The 19,285-nt window shown below is 43.4% G+C and carries 24 protein-coding genes, 1 tRNA gene and 1 riboswitch; of the genes, 16 read left to right on the forward strand and 9 right to left on the reverse strand.

The genetic code is table 11. The annotated features are described in order from the left end of the window. Positions 1 to 47 precede the first annotated feature (47 nt). From ACUB3H_RS06220 to ACUB3H_RS06240, 5 genes are all read left to right on the forward strand, one after another. Complete coding sequence (locus ACUB3H_RS06220; protein WP_459129801.1) at positions 48 to 701, forward strand: beta-phosphoglucomutase family hydrolase; 654 nt, start codon at positions 48 to 50, stop codon at positions 699 to 701. A 126-nt stretch (positions 702 to 827) separates the two neighbouring features. Continuing rightward, on the forward strand, positions 828 to 1,967 hold the full coding sequence (locus ACUB3H_RS06225; RefSeq protein WP_459129802.1) for an acyl-CoA dehydrogenase: 1,140 nt from the start codon (positions 828 to 830) through the stop codon (positions 1,965 to 1,967). An 8-nt stretch (positions 1,968 to 1,975) separates the two neighbouring features. After that, positions 1,976 to 2,761, forward strand: a complete 786-nt coding sequence (locus ACUB3H_RS06230; protein WP_459129803.1) for an electron transfer flavoprotein subunit beta — start codon at positions 1,976 to 1,978, stop codon at positions 2,759 to 2,761. Positions 2,762 to 2,771: 10 nt separating this feature from the next. Next, entirely contained in the window at positions 2,772 to 3,776 is a 1,005-nt protein-coding gene (locus tag ACUB3H_RS06235) for an electron transfer flavoprotein subunit alpha/FixB family protein (RefSeq protein ID WP_459129804.1), read from the forward strand. 41 nt (positions 3,777 to 3,817) lie between these two features. Then, positions 3,818 to 4,054, forward strand: coding sequence for a thioredoxin family protein (locus tag ACUB3H_RS06240; protein ID WP_459129805.1), 237 nt, complete (start codon positions 3,818 to 3,820; stop codon positions 4,052 to 4,054). A gap of 17 nt (positions 4,055 to 4,071) precedes the next feature. Here ACUB3H_RS06240 and ACUB3H_RS06245 read toward each other — a convergent pair whose 3' ends face one another. Further along, on the reverse strand, positions 4,072 to 4,461 hold the full coding sequence (locus ACUB3H_RS06245) for a hypothetical protein (RefSeq protein WP_459129806.1): 390 nt from the start codon (positions 4,459 to 4,461) through the stop codon (positions 4,072 to 4,074). Between the two features lie 156 nt (positions 4,462 to 4,617). Between ACUB3H_RS06245 and ACUB3H_RS06250 the strand changes: the two genes are divergently transcribed. The 6 genes from ACUB3H_RS06250 (at position 4,618) to ACUB3H_RS06275 (ending at position 10,288) form a co-directional block, all read left to right on the forward strand. After that, the gene (locus tag ACUB3H_RS06250; RefSeq protein ID WP_459129807.1) at positions 4,618 to 5,844 is read left to right on the forward strand and encodes a glycosyltransferase family 2 protein; all 1,227 of its coding nucleotides are present in this window, start codon (positions 4,618 to 4,620) and stop codon (positions 5,842 to 5,844) included. 8 nt (positions 5,845 to 5,852) lie between these two features. Further along, positions 5,853 to 5,955: riboswitch (TPP riboswitch) on the forward strand. A gap of 37 nt (positions 5,956 to 5,992) precedes the next feature. Beyond that, the gene (gene thiW / locus ACUB3H_RS06255; RefSeq protein WP_459129808.1) at positions 5,993 to 6,466 is read left to right on the forward strand and encodes an energy coupling factor transporter S component ThiW; all 474 of its coding nucleotides are present in this window, start codon (positions 5,993 to 5,995) and stop codon (positions 6,464 to 6,466) included. Then, entirely contained in the window at positions 6,467 to 7,207 is a 741-nt protein-coding gene (gene thiD, locus ACUB3H_RS06260; protein ID WP_459129809.1) for a bifunctional hydroxymethylpyrimidine kinase/phosphomethylpyrimidine kinase, read from the forward strand. Further along, entirely contained in the window at positions 7,204 to 7,893 is a 690-nt protein-coding gene (locus tag ACUB3H_RS06265) for a hydroxyethylthiazole kinase (RefSeq protein ID WP_459129810.1), read from the forward strand. The genes thiD and ACUB3H_RS06265 overlap by 4 nt, the downstream gene beginning before the upstream one ends. Then, positions 7,886 to 9,187, forward strand: a complete 1,302-nt coding sequence (thiC, locus tag ACUB3H_RS06270) for a phosphomethylpyrimidine synthase ThiC (RefSeq protein WP_459129811.1) — start codon at positions 7,886 to 7,888, stop codon at positions 9,185 to 9,187. The genes ACUB3H_RS06265 and thiC overlap by 8 nt, the downstream gene beginning before the upstream one ends. Before the next feature lie 51 nt (positions 9,188 to 9,238). Next, a complete protein-coding gene (locus ACUB3H_RS06275; protein WP_459129812.1) occupies positions 9,239 to 10,288 on the forward strand; it encodes a hypothetical protein in 1,050 nt (349 codons plus the stop codon). Here ACUB3H_RS06275 and ACUB3H_RS06280 read toward each other — a convergent pair. After that, positions 10,285 to 10,674 carry a DUF6892 domain-containing protein gene (locus tag ACUB3H_RS06280; RefSeq protein WP_459129813.1) on the reverse strand — a complete coding sequence of 130 codons (390 nt, stop codon included), beginning with the start codon at positions 10,672 to 10,674 and terminating at the stop codon, positions 10,285 to 10,287. The genes ACUB3H_RS06275 and ACUB3H_RS06280 overlap by 4 nt on opposite strands. A gap of 45 nt (positions 10,675 to 10,719) precedes the next feature. Here ACUB3H_RS06280 and ACUB3H_RS06285 point away from each other — a divergent pair, with 45 nt between their 5' ends. Genes ACUB3H_RS06285 through ACUB3H_RS06295 form a run of 3 tightly spaced genes read left to right on the forward strand, consistent with a single transcriptional unit; the run spans position 10,720 to position 12,869 of the window. Beyond that, on the forward strand, positions 10,720 to 11,322 hold the full coding sequence (locus tag ACUB3H_RS06285) for an HAD family hydrolase (protein WP_459129814.1): 603 nt from the start codon (positions 10,720 to 10,722) through the stop codon (positions 11,320 to 11,322). Beyond that, positions 11,319 to 12,062, forward strand: a complete 744-nt coding sequence (locus ACUB3H_RS06290) for a hypothetical protein (protein WP_459129815.1) — start codon at positions 11,319 to 11,321, stop codon at positions 12,060 to 12,062. Before ACUB3H_RS06285 ends, ACUB3H_RS06290 begins: the two co-directional genes overlap by 4 nt. Continuing rightward, positions 12,063 to 12,869 carry an undecaprenyl-diphosphate phosphatase gene (locus ACUB3H_RS06295; RefSeq protein ID WP_459129816.1) on the forward strand — a complete coding sequence of 269 codons (807 nt, stop codon included), beginning with the start codon at positions 12,063 to 12,065 and terminating at the stop codon, positions 12,867 to 12,869. An 8-nt stretch (positions 12,870 to 12,877) separates the two neighbouring features. Here the strand turns inward: ACUB3H_RS06295 and ACUB3H_RS06300 are convergent, their stop codons facing one another. Together ACUB3H_RS06300 and ACUB3H_RS06305 are read right to left on the reverse strand one after the other, a co-directional pair. Beyond that, positions 12,878 to 13,393: a barstar family protein gene (locus ACUB3H_RS06300; protein WP_459129817.1), complete on the reverse strand. Its 516-nt coding sequence runs from the start codon at positions 13,391 to 13,393 to the stop codon at positions 12,878 to 12,880. After that, positions 13,390 to 13,872, reverse strand: a complete 483-nt coding sequence (locus ACUB3H_RS06305) for a ribonuclease domain-containing protein (protein ID WP_459129818.1) — start codon at positions 13,870 to 13,872, stop codon at positions 13,390 to 13,392. Before ACUB3H_RS06305 ends, ACUB3H_RS06300 begins: the two co-directional genes overlap by 4 nt. 62 nt (positions 13,873 to 13,934) lie before the next feature. On the opposite strand from ACUB3H_RS06305, the gene upp reads away from it, so the two are divergent. Next, complete coding sequence (upp, locus tag ACUB3H_RS06310) at positions 13,935 to 14,573, forward strand: uracil phosphoribosyltransferase (RefSeq protein WP_459129819.1); 639 nt, start codon at positions 13,935 to 13,937, stop codon at positions 14,571 to 14,573. 22 nt (positions 14,574 to 14,595) lie between these two features. Here the strand turns inward: upp and ACUB3H_RS06315 are convergent, their stop codons facing one another. The 5 genes from ACUB3H_RS06315 to ACUB3H_RS06335 all read right to left on the reverse strand — a co-directional run bounded on the left by ACUB3H_RS06315 (position 14,596) and on the right by ACUB3H_RS06335 (position 17,599). After that, entirely contained in the window at positions 14,596 to 15,060 is a 465-nt protein-coding gene (locus ACUB3H_RS06315) for a GNAT family N-acetyltransferase (RefSeq protein ID WP_459129820.1), read from the reverse strand. Positions 15,061 to 15,164: 104 nt separating this feature from the next. Continuing rightward, positions 15,165 to 15,241 (reverse strand) — tRNA-Pro (locus ACUB3H_RS06320). 293 nt (positions 15,242 to 15,534) lie between these two features. Then, on the reverse strand, positions 15,535 to 15,798 hold the full coding sequence (locus tag ACUB3H_RS06325) for a hypothetical protein (protein WP_459129821.1): 264 nt from the start codon (positions 15,796 to 15,798) through the stop codon (positions 15,535 to 15,537). A gap of 123 nt (positions 15,799 to 15,921) precedes the next feature. Continuing rightward, on the reverse strand, positions 15,922 to 16,293 hold the full coding sequence (locus ACUB3H_RS06330) for a PH domain-containing protein (RefSeq protein WP_459129822.1): 372 nt from the start codon (positions 16,291 to 16,293) through the stop codon (positions 15,922 to 15,924). Between the two features lie 7 nt (positions 16,294 to 16,300). After that, entirely contained in the window at positions 16,301 to 17,599 is a 1,299-nt protein-coding gene (locus tag ACUB3H_RS06335; RefSeq protein WP_459129823.1) for a CCA tRNA nucleotidyltransferase, read from the reverse strand. A gap of 65 nt (positions 17,600 to 17,664) precedes the next feature. Between ACUB3H_RS06335 and ACUB3H_RS06340 the strand changes: the two genes are divergently transcribed. Continuing rightward, on the forward strand, positions 17,665 to 19,281 hold the full coding sequence (locus ACUB3H_RS06340) for a putative manganese-dependent inorganic diphosphatase (RefSeq protein WP_459129824.1): 1,617 nt from the start codon (positions 17,665 to 17,667) through the stop codon (positions 19,279 to 19,281). Positions 19,282 to 19,285: the final 4 nt, after the last annotated feature.

Below are 19,285 nucleotides of genomic sequence, written 5' to 3' on the forward strand. Positions count from 1 at the left end.
TTCGATTATACCATGAAACTGAATGAGCTTTAAGAAAGGAACGGAAAATGGCGTATAGAGCCGTTTTACTAAGTTTAGCAGGGATCCTCGCACATACGCAGGATGCACACTTTATGGCCTGGAAAAAGGTCGCAAAGGAAATTGGATTCGATTTACCACAGAACCTCTATGAACCTTTGAAGGGGGTTCCTCGTTTACGTGCACTAGAAATGGTGCTCGCATCACAAGGGCTCGAAGACTCTTTTAGCCTTGATCAAAAGCACGATCTAGCTTTTAAGAAGAAGATGTACTACCACGAACTCACGAAGGACTTTGGTCCCAAGCAAGTGCTAGATGGAGTAGAGGAGGTTCTTACAAACCTTCAGAATCTTGGTATTAAGACGGGGCTCGTGAGTGGTTCTCAGACAGCACGTCAACTTCTAGAGCAGATGAAGCTCGATCGATTTTTCGATGCTTATCCAGACCTCAGCAAGATCGGTCATGGAAAGCCTGCACCAGATATTTATCTACAAGTGGCTAAAAAATTATACGTCGAACCAGAGGAATGTATCTGTTTTGACGACGGTCAAGTAGGCATTTTAGGTGCAAAAAGTGCTGGAATGTATGCCATTGGCATCGGAGAAAGCCATACATTTCAAAGTGCGGATGCAGTTTTTCCTTCTTTAGATGCATCCAAACACTACCTTTACTCGCTCTTATAGGCCTATCAATAATTATTTAATTGACATTCTTTTTTCAAACGATATACTTTAAATTAGAGGGAACGGCACTCATCAGCTCTGTGCCGTTTATTTTGTCCGATAACGCAAATCTAACAGGAGGAATTAATGGAATTTGGTCTATCAAAAGAACATGCTCTTCTTCGCCAAATGCTTCATGAGTTCAGTGAGACAGAAGTCAAGCCACTCGCAGCAGAAGTAGACGAACAAGAGAGATTTCCATCGGAAACCGTGGAAAAGATGAAGAAAATCGGCTTTTTAGGAATCCCTTTCCCTAAAGAGTACGGTGGATGTGGTGGTGACAACGTTGGTTATGTCATGGCTGTAGAGGAACTCTCCAGATCATGTGCTACAACAGGTGTTATCGTCAGTGCTCATACTTCTCTCGGCGCTAGCCCAATTTACGAATTCGGCACCGAAGAACAAAAACAAAAATATCTCGTTCCCCTTGCTAATGGAACGCACCTCGGTGCTTTCGGTTTAACAGAGCCGAACGCTGGTACAGATGCTTCAGCACAACAAACGACTGCTGTATTGGACGGTGATGAATACGTTCTTAACGGATCGAAGATCTTCATCACAAATGGCGGTGAAGCTGATACATACATCGTCATGGCTATGACAGATAAGAGCCAAGGAACCAAGGGGATTTCCGCTTTCATCGTTGAAAAAGGAACACCTGGTTTCACCTTCGGACCTCACGAAAAGAAGATGGGTATCCGTGGTAGTGCTACATGCGAACTAATCTTTGAAGATTGCCGCATTCCAAAAGAAAACCTACTTGGAAAAGAAGGCATCGGATTCAAGATTGCAATGAAGACTCTTGACGGCGGACGTATTGGTATCGCTGCTCAAGCTCTTGGTATTGCACAAGGCGCTCTCGATGAAGCAGTTCTTTATACAAAAGAAAGAAAGCAATTCGGTCGCCCACTTGCTAACTTCCAAAACACACAATTCACACTAGCTGACATGAAGGCTCGTATCGAAGCAGCACGTCTTCTCGTTTACCGTGCAGCTTGGAATAAAGACCAAGGTCTCCCATACTCTGTAGAAGCAGCTACAGCTAAACTCATGGCTGCTGAAACAGCTATGTACGTTACAACAAAAGCAGTTCAACTTCTCGGTGGATACGGATATATCCGTGACTATCCAGTTGAGCGCATGATGAGAGACGCTAAGATCACTGAAATTTACGAAGGAACTTCAGAGGTACAAAAGATGGTTATCTCTGCAAGTCTCTTAAGATAGGAGGAACCATGAATATTGTTGTTTGTATGAAACAGGTTCCGGATACAACCGAGGTAAAACTCGATCCGAAGACCGGTACACTTATCCGTGAAGGTGTTCCTTCCATCATCAACCCTGATGATAAGAGCGGACTTGAACTTGCACTTCGTCTAAAAGACGAAATCGGCGCAAAAGTTACAGTTCTATCCATGGGACCGCCACAAGCTGACCTCGCATTAAGAGAAGCTATGGCTATGGGTGCTGACAGAGGTATCCTTCTTTCAGACCGTGCTTTCGCTGGTTCTGATACATGGGCTACAAGCTCTGCACTCGCTGGTGCTTTAAGAGAAATTGAGTATGACCTCATTATCGCTGGCCGTCAAGCTATCGACGGTGACACAGCACAAGTTGGTCCTCAAATCGCTGAACATCTACACCTTCCAATGATCACATACGTAGAAGACCTTACGACAGATGGCGACAGCATCACAGTAAAACGTCAATTTGAAGACCGTTACATGATGCTAAAGTGCAAACTTCCATGCCTCATCACAACATTAAAAGAAGCATGTGATCCACGTTACATGAGCGTTAAGGGCATTTACGATGCTTATCGTGAAAACAAGATTGAAGTTTGGAACGTTGACAAGATTACTGTCGATCGTGCTAACCTCGGTCTTGAAGGTTCACCAACCAAAGTTAAAAAATCCTTCACGAAGGGTGCAAAGACTGCTGGTAAAGTATTCGAAGATCTCTCACCGAAGGATGCAGCTCGCTTGATCGTTGAAAAACTCAAAGAAAAGTACATCATCTAGGAGGGTTAGATTGAATATTCAAGATTATAAAGGTGTACTTGTATACCTAGAACAAAGAGATGGCAATGTTCAAAAAGTATCCCTCGAGCTTCTCGGTAAGGGTCGTGAACTTGCTGATAAATTAGGCGAAGAACTCTACGGCGTTGTTATCGGCGCTGACAGCCAAAAGATCGCTGAAGAAGTACTACACTACGGTGCAGAAAAAGCTTTCTTCGTAAGCGATGATCGTTTAGCAAACTACTTAACAGAGCCTTATGCAAAGGCACTTTTCCAAGCAATCAACCAAATCAAACCAAGCATCGTTCTCTACGGTGCAACATCTATCGGTCGTGACCTTGCTCCACGTGTAAGTGCTCGTGTACACACAGGTTTAACAGCTGACTGTACATCACTTGACATCGATCCAGAGACAAGAGATCTTCTCATGACACGTCCTGCATTCGGTGGTAACATCATGGCTACAATCGTCTGCCAAAAGTACCGCCCACAAATGTCAACTGTTCGTCCTGGCGTTATGATCAAACCAGAAAGAACAGAAGCTACACACGGCGTGACAGAAGAAATCAAAGTTGATTACACAGCAGAAGACTTCCACATCGAAGTACTCGAAGTTGTAATGGCTGATAGCAAGCGCAAGAACATCGAAGAAGCAAACGTACTCGTTAGTGCTGGTCGTGGTATGGGTGCTAAGGAAAACCTCGATATGATCTATGACCTTGCTGCTGCTCTTAAGGGTGAAGTTTCTGGTTCCAGAGCAACAATCGACTCAGGTTGGCTCGAAAAAGACCGCCAAGTTGGTCAAACAGGTAAGACCGTTCGTCCAGGTCTTTACATGGCTCTCGGTATCAGCGGTGCTATCCAACACTTAGCTGGTATGGAAGAATCTGAATTCATCGTCGCTGTAAACAAAAACCCATCTGCTCCTATCTTTGAAGTTGCAGACGTTGGTGTTGTAGGTGACGCATTAAAGATCGTTCCACTCATCGAAGAAGAGCTTAAAAAGCTTGAAAAATAGTTAAAAAGGCTTCCTTTGGGAAGCCTTTTTTGGAGTGAAAAATGACCATTAAAATTTTAGGAATGGGCTGTGCGAAGTGCAATGCACTAGAAAAGAATGTAGAGAACGTCTTAAAGAGCACAGGAATTACAGCTGAAGTAGAACACGTTACCGATGTGAAGACGATTGTAGGATATGGTGTCATGAGTACTCCAGCACTCGTCATCGACGAAAAGGTCGTAAGCGTCGGTCGCGTCTTAACAGAAGCTGAACTAGAAAAGCTCATAAAAAATGCGTAAGGGATTTCCCTTACGCATTATTCTTGTACAGAGGAGTAGATCTTCCACTCGCCGTTTATTTTCTTTAACGTGTCTACGCGAGTGCTAACGACATCGAGTTCCTTTTCCGTATCGACGATGTGGGTCTTAATGCGGACACTTGCAACGCCATCTTTTAATGTTAGGATCTTAAATGATTCGATCGTTCCTTTCGCATCCATCTCCTTGTAGATCGACTTCATGTCAGCTTCTACCGTATCGTAGATGGGACTCGAGGGATCGAGAGTTAAGAGATATTCCTGTACCTTTTCTTCGTTAAACGCTTTGAGGTTCGCGTCAATCGTTTCTTTAATCAGTTCTTCATCGCTTTTACCACAGCCTACAGCAAAGAGCATGGTGAAAGCTAAGAGTAGGGCTAGTTTTTTCATACGTCCTCCTTCCTCCTTATTATGCTACGGATTTTCAATTTTATCAATCCATGGTATAATGTTTCTAATTGTATGAAAGACTTTCTTAAGAATCTTTTCATTGTAATCTCACTTAAAAACGAGTAGAGTAAAAGTAGAACAAAAAGAGGAGTGACTATGCTAGTAAAAATACTCATGGGGATACTTGTTGTATTGAGTGTTCTCTTAGGAGTTTATTCCATCTACTATCTCGCGATAGGCGTTCATTGTGTGAAAAAACCAAAGAAGCTTGAAGACGCAGATAAGATCAATAAGTTTGCGATTCTAATAGCTGCAAGAAATGAAGAACCTGTTATTCACACACTTATTGAGACGCTTAAGGAACAAAATTATCCCAAGGATAAGTACGATATCATCGTCATCCCCAATAACTGTACCGATGATACAAAGGGTGCCAGTGAGCGTGCAGGAGCACGTATCTACGAATGCAAAGATCCCGTTAAATCAAAGGGTGAAGTGCTTCACCAAGTGATTAGAGATCTCCTTCTCTATGAGGATCACGATGCCTATATCATCTTTGATGCCGATAACCTCGTAGATAAGAACTTTGTCGCTGAGATGAACCGCGTTGTCGACGCTGGTTACGGTGCAGGACAAGGCTTTAGAGATTCAAAGAACCCGACCGAGACATATATGTCGAGTGCATACTCGATTTTTTATCTACTCGTCAATCTATTCTACAATCAGCCGAGAAGTGCTCTCGGTATGAATAGTCTCATCAGTGGAACAGGCTTTATGGCAACTCGTAGAGTGCTAGAAAAGCTTGGTGGATGGAATACATCGACCCTCACTGAAGATGCCGAATTTACCGTACAAAACTCACTGCTCGGTGAGACGGTTGCTTGGGTTCCAGAGGCTCGTTTCTATGACGAACAGCCTTCTACCTTAGCTCAAAGCTGGCATCAGCGTATTCGCTGGTCTACTGGCTCTCAACAAGGAATGAAAAAGAATGGAACCAAAGCCATTCGAGCCGTCTTTAAGGGCGAAGGAAAGGACATGGTCGACATGTTCGTCATGATGACGGCAACCTATGTCCAAGACTTAAGCTTCTTAGCGACTGTATTAGGCTTAGTGATTGTTGCACTTACGCATCCAGGACCGCTTTTAATCGGAGCGATTGTCGCAACCTTAATCGGAATGGTCATTATGCCAACGATCTTAGCGATTCTCGTACTACGCTTTAATAAGAGGCCACTAAAGCCCATGTGGAAGGGAATTGCCATGTTCTGGTTCTTCCTTATCACTTGGATTCCCATTAACTTCTACGTACTCTTTAAAGACAACGTAGAGTGGAAGCCTATCGTACACACTTCTGATGCCACATTAGAAGAGGTCGAAAAATAACAACTGAATGTAGTAACTAGGGGAGCCCTTAGGGGCTGAGAGTACGTTCGACGTAGACCCTTTAAACCTGAAATGGATCATGCCAGCGTAGGGAAGTTTACCTTTAATTTTGGACGCCATTTTGGCGTCTTTTCTTTTTGGAGGAAACATGAACACAAAAAAGCTTGTTGTCAGCGGATTATTTGTAGCAATCGGAACGCTCTTAGGACATCTCGTCGTCATTCCTGTAGGCGTTGCCAAGTGCTTTCCCATTCAGCATACGATCAATGTATTAAGTGCTGTGCTTTTAGGACCTGTCTATGCAGTCCTTAATGCCGTAGCGATCAGTACACTACGAGTTTTTCTTTCGACAGGAACGCTCCTAGCCTTTCCAGGATCGATCTTTGGTGCTCTCTTAGCAGGCATTGTCTATAAGGCATCAAAAAAGAAGACTTTGGCTGCAGTCGGTGAAGTCTTTGGAACAGGAATTATCGGGGCTATTGCAGCTTTCCCTGTAGCGAAGTTCATCTTAGGAAAGGACGTTACCACCTTCTTCGTACTCGTTCCTTTCCTCGTAAGCACCATTGGTGGTTCGATCATTGCACTCATTATTTTAAGTTTTTTGAAGAAGGAAACGATCTAAATGCAATCACTTCTTACGCTAGCAGGTTTTGATCCAACAGGTGGTGCGGGCATCACAAGAGATATGGCTGTTTTTCGTGACTTTGACTTTTATCCCGTATCTCTCATCACTGCACTCACCGTACAAGATACATCGATGGTCCATAAACTCTACGAAGTCGATGAAGACTATTTTTCTGAATCGCTTGAAGTCATCCTCTCTGACATCTCTTTAAAAGGGATGAAGATAGGACTTCTCACTCAAAAGCATCTAGAAAGGGTCAGCGCTCTTTTAAGAGATACCGACTTACCCTCGGTCGTAGATCCCGTGTTAAGAAGCTCCTCTGGTTACGACTTCCTCACACAAAACGACCATCAATCGTTTACAGAGATCCTCTCACACGCGAGTGTCTCTACACCGAACCTCATCGAAGCAAAGTGCATTCTTTCACTTGACACTTCGCAAGAAGAACTCTTAAAGCGCTGGTACGATCGCTTTCAACGGCCTGTCGTCATAAAAGGTGGGCACAGTGAAGGAGACCTGATCGACATGTGCTTCGATGGGAAGAGGATTTATAAGCTTTCAAAGGAGCGCCTTCCTTACGATGTCCATGGGACGGGCTGTGCCTTTAGTTCAGCACTCTTAGCGGGTCTTGCTAAAGATTGGAGCATCGAAGAAAGCTTTTATCAAGCGAGTCAGTACATGGATAAGAAGATTAGGACGTCTATTCAAGTGGGAGGGGGAAGGAGCGTCATGGTATGAGGGTTCACTTTCAGATGGGACCGATCAGTCTCTTAGCGACAGCCGATGTATCGATGGCACTAGGAGATCAACCGATCATGAGTATTGAAAGGGAAGAGGCTTTAGATATTTCGAATGCGACCGATGTACTCGTTGCAAGCTTTGCCATGATTACTTCGGATCGCTTTAAGGCTCTAAAGGAGTCGTATCGACTGGCTCTCCTGAAAGGGATCCCTATCATCTTAGATCCTGTAGGTGTTCAGACCTCTGCCTTTCGAAGGTCTTTAATAAAAGAACTCCTTACCCTCGGTTCTCCTACCGTCATTAAGGGAAATAGTGACGAGATTCATGCACTTTCTACGGGGATTCCAACCGGAGCAGGAGTCGATAGTACTCTTTCAACGGCCGATGTAGTAAACGATGCCATGGAGCTTCATAAGAGGCTTTCATCGGTCATTGTACTTACCGGTAAAACCGACTATGTCGTAGGAAACGATGTCAATGAGCTCACGCTCGATGCACCGTTTTTAAAGACGATCAGTGGTTCAGGCTGCATGCTCAATGCTCTCATCGCTCATTACATCCATGAGGGCAGTGAAAGTGGCTCTTTGAAGGCACTGAAGCGCTATAAAGAAGCAGTTACTTTGATGCAAAGGAATACACGCGAAGAACTCATACGAGTCTTAAGGGAGGAATGTCATGTATAAGACACAACGTGAAGCAGCTTTAAAGGGAATCATTACTAAAGAGATGGAGGCCGTCGCTAAAAAGGAGAACTTAAGTCCTGAGGTCATTCGTGAAAAGGTCGCGAGAGGAGTCGTCGCGATTCCTGCAAACCGCCTACACAAGAGCTTAAGTCCAGAAGGAGTTGGAGAAGGCCTTCGAACGAAGATCAATGTTAACCTTGGAATCAGTCGAGATCTACCTTGTATTGATCAGGAAATTGATAAGGTCAAAAAGGCCATCGAGATGAAAGCAGAAGCCATCATGGACCTCTCAAGTTTTGGAAAGACCGAGGAGTTTCGCCGAAAGGTCGTAGAGATTTCTCCAGCCATGGTAGGAACGGTTCCTATCTACGATGCGATCGGATTCTATGAAAAGGATCTAAAAGACATCACAAAGGATGAATTCTTAAAGGTCGTTCGAAAGCACGCTGAAGACGGTGTCGACTTCATGACCATTCATGCCGGCATGAACCGTGAAACGATTGAAGTCTTTAAGAGAAATCCACGCCTTACGCAAATTGTAAGCCGTGGTGGAAGTCTACTCTTCGCTTGGATGGAACTCAATAACAGCGAAAATCCATTCTACGAGTACTACGATGAGCTCTTAGATATTCTCTACGAATACGACGTAACGATTAGCTTAGGTGATGCGATGCGTCCAGGATCCCAGCACGATGCCACAGATCCTTCGCAGCTAAAAGAGCTCATGATCATTGGAGAACTCACAAAACGTGCCTGGGCTAAAAATGTACAGGTAATCGTAGAGGGCCCAGGACATATGAGTATCGATCAAATTGAAGCCAACATGAAGCTTCAAAAGAAGCTCTGTTATGGTGCACCTTTCTACGTTCTAGGACCGATCGTAACAGACGTCGCTCCAGGCTATGACCACATCACTTCCGCTATCGGTGGTGCGATTGCTGCAAGCCATGGAGCCGACTTCCTCTGCTATGTAACACCAGCAGAGCACTTAAGACTTCCTGATCTCGAAGACATGAAGGAAGGCATCATTGCTTCAAAAATTGCCGCTCATGCTGCTGATATCGTAAAGATTCCAGGAGCAAGAGATTGGGATGACGAGATGAGTAAAGCGCGCTACGACATGGACTGGAAGAAGCAATTTGAGCTCTCCATGGATCCTGAAAAAGCTAACCGCTACCGCGATTCCAGTAAACCAGCGCACGAAGACAGCTGTACGATGTGTGGTAAGATCTGTGCGATGCGTACGATGCGAAGAGTACTAAGTGGTGAAAAGATCAACTTAGAAGAAGAATAAAAAGTGCCTCATGGCACTTTTTTGTTATAATGTGATTAAAGAGAGGTGTCCATGAGAACGAAAATTATCATTCAACCCGCACTTCGATTAATGAAAATCGATCTTCAGTACGAAAAAAATGAAATCAAAGCTAAAAGCTTTCAATTGAACGCTTCCATCATGATCAACGAATGTAAGGTCGATGGAGAGGTGTATGAGATTGATCGCTTTTCTAAGCGCGAAAACGACGTGAGAGAGTACGAGCTACCGAAGGGTTTGAGTAAGCTCTCGCTTACTTATGATGCGCCACTACTTGGATCTTACGGAAACGTTCAGGTGCTCGATTCATCCGTTCACTGGATTCCTAATTTATCAGAAGACTTCTCGTTAGAACTTCGCGTTCCAGGAAATCAGATTGCTCTTTGTAACCTTGACTTCTTAGGCTTTGAAGAGAACGCTTATCGATTCAGCGGTTCAGGCGATTTAATCCTCGTTATAGGCCCTTACAGAGCCATTCAAAACGAAAGCAATCAATTCTTTGTCTATACGGAAAATCCTTCTGATGTGCTTTTAAGAGCTATGCAAAAGTGCACCTCTTACTTAAAGAGACACTATGGTTATGGCGTCATGGAAGAGGGGATGAACTTTGTGATGGTTCCGAATGGTGCCAAGCTTCAATCGAAAAAAGACATCCTCTTTATCGAAGAGAATGCCTTTCACGACTATTCAAAGCTCGGCGAGGTCATGACAAATTTAGCCCAGCTTAACTATCCTGTAAACTTTGATACGGATTTTAAGATGATGGAAAAATCCATCTACTGCTACATGGCTTATAAGAGTCTTGAGCACTTTTTAAGTCAAAGTGAGCTCGACCGCTTCGTAGAGGGTGAACTTCAAGAGGGTCCCATCTCCGAACTAAAAGAAGCAGGCGTCAATGGGCTTCGCTTCCTCTTAGAACTCGAAGAACAAAGTGGAGTCGATCTCTTTAACGATAAGCTCCAACGAATCTTCGGCTCTTTTAAAGAAAAGCCACTCGGACTTACGCACTTTTATAATCTCTTTGCGAGAGAAAGTGCTCCTAGAGCAGTTCTTGAAAAGTGGCTCTTTGGTTCGAGAGCTTAGATGATCTCGTAACCCATTTTTTCGAGCTTTTCCACCTCTGAAACCTCAACGTTATCGATATATTCGATGAGTTCTACGTTTTTTAAATGTTCGATTCCTGAGATGTCTCTTACGCGAAAGACGTCATCTCTTCCGTCCCACTTTGGGTCGATTAAGACGTAGATTTCATCCTCTGCATCAAAGTGCAATTCTTTGACGGCGTCGAGGTCTTCATCGCTAAGTTCAACGTTTGAAAAAAAATCTAAGAATTCTTCACTCGATGCCCCTGTTTTTACGAGGGCATCGACCTCTTCATAAAAGGAGCAGGAGCCTTTAAGGAGCTCCTCTAACACTACGAGCTTAAAGGAAAAGTCTTTAAAGTAACCTTGCTTGTCAATGTATTCCATTATATCCTCCGCTCTATACATACCCAAAGCGAAGAAAGGAATGAAATGCAAACGGTAATTTTTGATCTAGATGGAACGTTAGTAGATAGTATTCGAGATATAAAAGAAGCAGTCAATGATACCCTTAAAGCCTTTGCTTTTCCACTCATCACCGAGGAACAGGCGAAAAGCTACTTGGGAAAAGGTTCTAGGGTTCTTTTAGAGCGAGCAGCAAAGACTGAAATATCAGAGGAAATGCTCCAATTCTATTTGAATTCTTATGAAAAAAACCTTATAGTATATACGGTGCCCTATGAAGGGATCCAAGAGACGCTACAAGCTCTAAAAGAAACATCGCTTTTGGCGGTGCTATCGAATAAGCCTCACCATCTCACAAAGACCATCATCGATCACTTTTTTCCCGACACCTTCAACCTCGTTTTAGGTGAGCGTGGTATAAGAAAGCCAGATCCCAGCGGTGTCTATGAGATTCTAGACTACTTTAATAGTACAAAGGATGAGACGTACTTAGTAGGTGATAGTGAGACGGACCGCTTAACGGCTCAAAATGCTGGAATTCACCTCATTCAGGTGGGGTACGGATTCCAAGAAAACGACGGGTTAATGGATCCTAAATCCATCCCAGATATCCTAAGGAGAAACAAATGAAAAGAATAGGCTTGTTACTACTCGCAGCACTCGTATTATTTACTGGTTGTGCTAATAAGGGAACACCAAGTTCAGAACCTGTAAAGTCAGGTGAACCGGCAGTCGCTGTTCCAAAAACTGGTGAACCGATTCAACCAGCACAAGTTCAGGAACAAGATAACCTCTTAAGCAAGTACTACGAAAAGACGATCCTTAAGAGTAAGTATCACATTGAACGCGTTGAGACTCAAACAGTTGGCGATATGACCACAACAAACCGCGTTCATGCTTACCGTGATGGAGAAAATGTAGCACTCATTACATCTAGCATGGACGGTGCTGCAGAAAGTCGTTTCGTAAGTAAAGACAACTTCCAATATCTCATTAACGACAAAGATAAGACCTACTATAAGCAACAAAACAGTCAAGTTGTAAAACAAGATGAGATCGCAAAGCAAACGATTCAAAATCTAAGAGCACAACAATTCGTTAAAGGCATGGGTCAATACAAAGGAAAAGATTATGAGACGTTAACGCTTACAATCCAAGCAAACACCATGACCTTCTACTTTGAAAACGGCGACCTAAAATTCACCGTAGCAAAATCTGAGACGGGTGAACAAGTTCAAGAAGTTGTAGCATACAATGAAAACGTTCCAGCGAGCGTCTTTGAAATCCCAGCTGATTACAAAGAAAAAGTCATCGACATGCCAACGCCACCAGTATCGAGTGAACCACAGAGCACAGAAGCTGGTAGATAAATGTTAGAAATCCTAAAGGCGATACTCTTTGGGATTGTTGAAGGCATTACAGAATGGCTCCCCATTAGTTCTACGGGACACATGATCCTACTTGAAGCGATCGTTAAGCTTAAGGTATCGGCTGATTTTTGGAACATGTTCCTCGTTGTGATCCAGTTAGGAGCAATTCTTGCAGTTGTCGTCTTATACTTTCCTAAAATTTGGCCTTTTTCAGAAAAAGGGCTTAAAAAAGACGTACTGACACTTTGGAGTAAGATCCTCGTCGCTTGTATTCCAGCAGGAATTATAGGAATCCTCTTTGACGATAAGATCGAAGAACTCTTTTATAACCCTGTTAGTGTAGCGATTGCACTCATCGTCTTCGGTATCCTCTTTATTCTCGTAGAAAGACGGAATAAGGGGAGAGTTCCTACGATCAAGGCATTAGAAGAGATCGGCTACAAAGAAGCGTTAATCATAGGCTTCTTTCAGCTCTTAGCTGCTGTCTTTCCAGGAACGAGTCGTTCGGGAGCGACGATCTTAGGAGGTATCTTAATCGGTGTATCGAGAAGGACAGCCTCTGATTTTACCTTCCTACTAGCGATTCCCGTCATGTTTGGAGCGAGTCTTTTAAAACTAATGAAGTTTGGACTTGCCTTTACAGGACTCGAAGCTGCAATCCTTGCCGTAGGCTTTATCGTAAGCTTCTTCGTAAGCGTTCTTGCGATTAAGTTCTTACTACAGTACATCAAGAAACACGACTTTACCGTCTTTGGCTGGTACAGAATTGGCCTAGCGATCGTCGTTTTACTATTTTTCTTACTTTAAAAGGGAGATCATTTGATCTCCCTTTCATACATTCTAAAACGATTTTCTATTGGGTTTATCCTAGCTCGGTGAATGAATTCATCATCCCACGTCTCTTCTGTAATGAAGTAAGAACCAAACTCATCGAGAGGGCTTAAGAGCTCATCGATAAGAGAAGCGTCGCTATAAGATAGCTCTTCTACAAAGATACGATCAGCTCCTAGGGGAACAAAGCGAAGAGAAGCTTCATCAAACCCTCTTTTAACATGAATCGTCTTTGTGCGCTGGTCTACTTTTGTGAGCGTGAGAGCGTCGTTTTCGAGTGCGCTTTCTACGAGCGTAAGGACGGTTTCCTCGCTGTATTCTGTGAGGTCTTGGTCAATAGTCAGAACGATGCTTGTAGGCTCTGAAATCGTCGTTAGCATGTCCCAAAGAGCATCTAGATTTTTACCGTAATAGGAAGGAAAGTCAAAGGCTTCCTGAAGAATTTCGTGGGTCGATAGCTTATCCTTAAAACCTTCTGTATGGAGTCTTATGGTCTTCATTTCTGCTCCTTTAGCTCGGAAAAGTGCTCGTAGTGGTCATCGGTGTAAAAGACGAGTCCGTCGTTTGAAAAGACGATTCGTTTCGCATTACGCGGTCCACCGTTGTAGTCGATATCGCACTCAAAGTACTTTCTGCCCTTTTCTGTAGGAAGCTTCTTTTCACGGTTTGAAAAGACGTCTCCACCGATACTCATGCGATCTGTCACTTCCCAGAGATTTCCTTTTTGAGGATCCCAACCGAGCTTTTGTGCTTCCTTTTTCGTGATGAAGTTCTTAGGTAGCTTTCCGTAGGTAAAGAGGTACTGACTTACATCTTCTTTCGAGGTGTAGGAACCATTTTCATCGATCGCTTCATCCGCTTGATGTGATACCTCGAGTGGCGGTGTATTCTCCTCCACGAGAGGGGCATTCGTAAGAAAATGCTTTGCACCAAAGAGAATGAGGACTACAAGAAGAAGCCAGATTAAGTTTTTTCTCATATTTTTACTCCTTTTCTCTGAAGAGTATACCCATTATGTTATAATTTTGAAAGGAGGCGACGATGGAAAAAGATTTTAAAGCTTTTGTGTTCGATCATCCTTTGATTCAGCACAAGGTCAGCATGCTAAGAAGTACAGAAACGGATACAAAAGGATTTCGTGAGCTCGTAGAAGAGCTTTCCATGCTTATGGCTTACGAAGTGACGAGAGATCTTCCTCTAAAGGAAGTTGAAATTGAGACGCCTATGGCAAAGACGAAAGCTTTCATGCTTTCTGACAAAAAGATTACGCTCGTGCCTATTTTACGTGCTGGACTCGGTATGGTCTCTGGAATGCAACACATCATGCCACAAGCCAAAGTAGGTCACATGGGTCTCTACCGCGACCACGATACCTTTGAACCGGTCGAATACTACTTTAAAATGCCAACAAACGTAGCAGAGAGTGAAGTCATTATTTTAGATCCTATGCTTGCCACGGGTGGAAGTGGAGCTGCTTGTATCACACAGCTTAAAGCACGCGGTGTAAAGCACATTCGTTGGGTTTCGATCATTGCATCACTTGAGGGCATCCAGCGCATTAATAAAGAACATCCAGACGTACAGATCTTCTGTGCTGCCATGGATGAAAAGCTAGACGAAAACGCCTATATCATCCCAGGACTTGGAGATGCAGGCGATCGTCTCTTTGGAACAAAATAGGAAATAGCGAGGAAAATCCTCGCTATTTTTTTAGTGATAACGCCATATATTTCATACCATCTCTAGGAGAGATGTAACCTGGACCCGTTTCTTTAAAGCCCAGTTCTTTTGTAAGGTTATTGGCACTGATCATGCTTTCTAGGAAGTTGACGCGGATCTCTTCGTACATGGGTTTTGCTTCCTCGATAATTTTCTTCGAAAGCTCGATTCCTATCTTATGTTTACGGTAACGACTTCTTACATAGAGTCGTTTCATCTCACACGTTTTTTCATTGAGTTCTTTAAGAGCCACACAGCCTGCTAGGAGTCCGTCGACGTAGGCGACATAAAGCCTTCCTCTCGGTGGACCATAACGAAGCGCAAGCTCATCGAGCTCGTGTTCGAAGTCCTCAAAGGCCAAGTCGATGGAAAGACTTTGATAGTATTCACGAAGAAGTTGCTTTACTTCTGGGTACTTTGTGTGCCCATCTACGATTTCGAGTTTCATAGAACCTCCTTACATATATATTGTACTTTTTTCCTTAAGAAGAGTGCAAGAAAAAACAGGAAAAAACTCAATAAAAAAATGACCTTACAACGTAAGGTCATCCATGGTCGGAGTGACAGGATTTGAACCTGCGACCTCGCGGTCCCGAACCGAGCGCTCTACCAAACTGAGCCACACCCCGATGGTTAACAAGAATATTATACAGAATCCATTGTAGTAGTCAAGGGTAAATGAACAAGAGAGAAGTATATTTCACCTTATTCTAACTCCCCAGGCTTCCACTTCTTTCCGCATTTTAGACACGTAATGACGACGTTTTCACTTGTTAATCCACCGATAACAGCACCTAAGGAGCCTGCGATCATGCTACCTACAAGGACTCGCGTTAAGGAGAGCTTTTGATTTCCTGCTAAAAATTCAGTAGATCCATAGTGAGAACAATGGACTCGGTCGTCTTAAACGGTTGTGAGTTTCTTAATCCTCTGAGTCCTTGGCATTATGGGAACTGATCGAGTTTGCCATGGCATTCTCTCGTTCTTCTGGAGATAGAGAAGCCACTCGGTTTTTCTTATAGAGCGATAGGATCGTGATTAGAAGCATGAAGATATTAATGACAGCGAGCACGATCATGAAGTAGGTCAATTCTGTCCATTCACGCTTAATCGTTACAACCAAGAGAATGATCGTAACAATGAGCAGGATGATCTTTGTTAGTCCTTCTTTTAAAAATTCTTTCATGACTCCTCCTTTTTAGAATATTTTGGTTTGAATAGATTTTACTGAATGGCGAATGATTTTGCAATGGTTTAAGGGAAATGAAAAAGGAGTGGCTCTCAGTCTTCTGAGTACCTACTCCTTTATTTATAGAATTCTTTCTGCGATAAAATGCTGAATCTCTGTGATATCGTAACTACCTATAAACTCAAAACGAACTACCCCAAGACCTGAAATCCAGATATGAAGTTCTGTGTCGAGGTCAAAGGTTCCAGATGTTTCAATGCTAAAGGTCTGAATCTTTGAGTAGGGGATAGAGGTGAAGTCCTTCTTCTTTCCTGTGATTCCCTGTACGTTGATCGAAATGATTCGCTTTGAAGTGAATACGACCATGTCACGAATGGATTTAAAGGCTTGAAGTGCCTTTTCATCAGGGAGGAGTAACTCTTTATAAATGGAGTTTTCTGTGTCGTTAACGGGCCTCAATTTCATAAATGAGGCGTTTCTAAAGTCGATCATGTGATTCCTACCTTAATTCTTTTGCTCGCGCTATAAGAGCGCTGTGTTCATTTTCTAATTTTCCTTGCATCACTTCTTTTAAAAGGGTATCTAAGATGAGACCGATTGTCGTTCCCTCGTTAATCCCTTCCTTTATGAGATCTGTTCCATTGATTCGTAAATGGGAGAGTTCAAAAGCCGATTGACCGAAGAGAATCTCATTCGTAAGTCGCTTGAGTTCGAGCACGTGCTCGTACTTTTCTTCTTTGTCGATGGCATCAGCTTCCTTCAGATCAAGTAGGGCAAGGAATAAGTCTTTTCCAAGTTTATTGAGCCACTCTTTGATGGCAAAGGGTTCGTATTCAATCTCAACGCTATGATAGCGTATGAGCTGTGTCACAGTGAAGCTCGTGCGGTAATCGACTCTTAGGTTTAAGAGAATTCTACGAGCCATTTCATCCGAGTACTTTGCATGCTCAGGAAACATCACGACGCCGTTTTCATTCGTCATGACGTGGGGCTTTCCGATGTCGTGAAGAAGGGCGGCGAGTCTAAGAGGTATGGTTGGTTTTACTGCACTCGTGACCCTTACGATGTGGTCGTAGAGGAGTTCACCGCTTGGAAGCTTTACATAGAAGGTGTCTTCTAGTTCTGGTATGAAGCTAGAAAAGACTTCTCTGTACGTGTTGAGTGCTTCGTTTACGTACTTTCCTAAAAGAATTCCTTGAAGCTCTTTAAAGATGCGCTCTTTCGATACGAAGAAGATGAGGTCCTTGTAATCGAGCATGGCTTTTTTCGTGTTGTATTCTACAAACAGGCCAAATCTCGATAAGAAGCGAAGTCCTCGAAGAATTCTTAAGGGATCCTCTTGAAAGCGCTTCTTAGGGTCCCCAACCGTCTGTAGGACGCCGTCCTGCAAGGATCGAATTCCATTAAAGGGGTCGATGATGCCTTTTTCAGGATGATAAGCGATGGCATTGATCGTAAAATCTCTTCGGGCGAGGTCCTCTTTTAGGCTCGTTCCAAAGTGCACCTCACTGGGATGACGGTAATCCTTATAATCACCATCTGTTCTGAAGGTCGTCACCTCATAGGAATTCTTATCGACGACGATCGTAACTGTCCCGTGTTCGATGCCTGTATCGATAACTTTGGCAAAGCGGAACAATTCCTTCAGGTCCTCAGGACGAGCGGATGTTGCAATATCAAAGTCCGTGGGTTCAATATCTAAGAGCATGTCTCGAACCGCCCCACCGACAATGTAGGCTTCAAAGCCATTTGCTTCTATATAGGAAATGAGTTCAAACAATTCTTTTGGAATATTCATACCTACCTCGATATTCTTATTTTACAACGTTAGTGCTAAAATGAAAAGGGAAGAAAGGAGGCTTCATGACGTTAATCTTTGGCCATAAGAACCCCGATACGGATTCGATTGTTTCCGCTACGGCACTGAGTTATCTTAAAAATGTCATCGGTGAAAAGACCAAGGCATGTCGCTTGGGAGCGGTCAATAAAGAGACGGAATTCATCTTTAAGCGCTTTCAGGTGGAACTACCTGAATACATTGAAGATGTAAAAAGTCGTGTGATGGACGTCGATTACTCCAAAGCACCAGCCAGACACCCCAAAGATAGTATCTTTGAAGTGTTCCAGTTTATGTTAGAAAATAAGCTGAGAACGGCTGCTATTACAGACGAAGAAAACACACTCGTCGGTGTCGTCACCATGGAAGATATGGCTATGAGCATGATTCAGGGCGATATCTACACATTGAACACGAACCTTCAAAACTTAGAGAAGGTATTAAACGCTCGTACCATCACAAAAGCGAGTGAACACTTCTCTGGTAGCTTAAACGTTGCGAGCTATTACTCTACAAACGAAAAGCTATTGAGTGTTATGAATAACCCTAGAAATGTCCTTCTCGTCGGTGATCGACTCGACGTCATTGAAAAAGCGATTGAAGGAAGTATGCAGCTCCTCTTACTTACGGGTAATGCAAAGATTTCCGATACGCTCATTGAACGCGCTAAAGAAAAGCACGTGACGATTCTTTCTTGCGACATGGATACCTACACCGCAGCAAAGCGCGTCAGCCAAGCGAACTTTGTAGAATCCATCATGACCACAAAGGACATCAAGTCCTTTGTAGAGACGGCTTACTTAGACGTTGCGATCGAAGAGATTCGAAGGACGAACTTCTCAGGTTATCCTATCGTCGACAAGGATTATAAGTATTTAGGCCTCATTAGTCGTAAACACATTCTTTTTACCAAAGGTAAGAACGTCATCTTAGTCGACCACAATGAGTCGGAGCAGACGGCTGAAGGTATCGAACAAGCGACCATTTTGGAGATCTACGATCACCATAAGATCGGAGACATCTCTACGAAGGCTCCTATTATCTTTAAGAACTACCCTTGGGGATCGACGAGTACGATCATTTACACGCTCTATAAAGAAAAAAACGTGCCCATTCCAAAGGACATGGCAGGTCTCCTCTTTTCAGGAATTATTTCCGATACGCTAAATCTGACGTCTCCCACGGCTACTTTTGTCGATGAGCTCGCGCTCGTGGACCTTGCAGCCATCACGGGACTCGATCGAAAGCAGTATGCCTTAGAGCTCTTTAAGGCAGGCACTCTCATCGGAGACTCGACCATCGAAGAGCTCTTTCACAAGGATTATAAGATCTTTGAAGTGAGTGGAAAGAAGCTCGGAATTGGTCAGATCTATACGTTAGATATTGAATCCTTAAAGGAAAAGAAGGATGAGATTAAAAGCTTCCTCTGTTCACTCAACGAAGAGAGCAAGCAATTTTTAACGATGCTCGTCGTAACCGACATCTACGCGAAAGGCTCCTATGTCTTCTATGTATCAAAGAATGAACGCGTCGTAGAGCGTACGTTTGGTCTCGAAATGGATCAGGGCGTTTTTGTCCCTGGTGTCGTAAGTCGTAAAAAACAGATTGTACCACAGATGATGAATGCCATCATGAATTTATAAGGAG

The sequence above is a fragment of the Guggenheimella bovis genome (assembly GCF_054492335.1).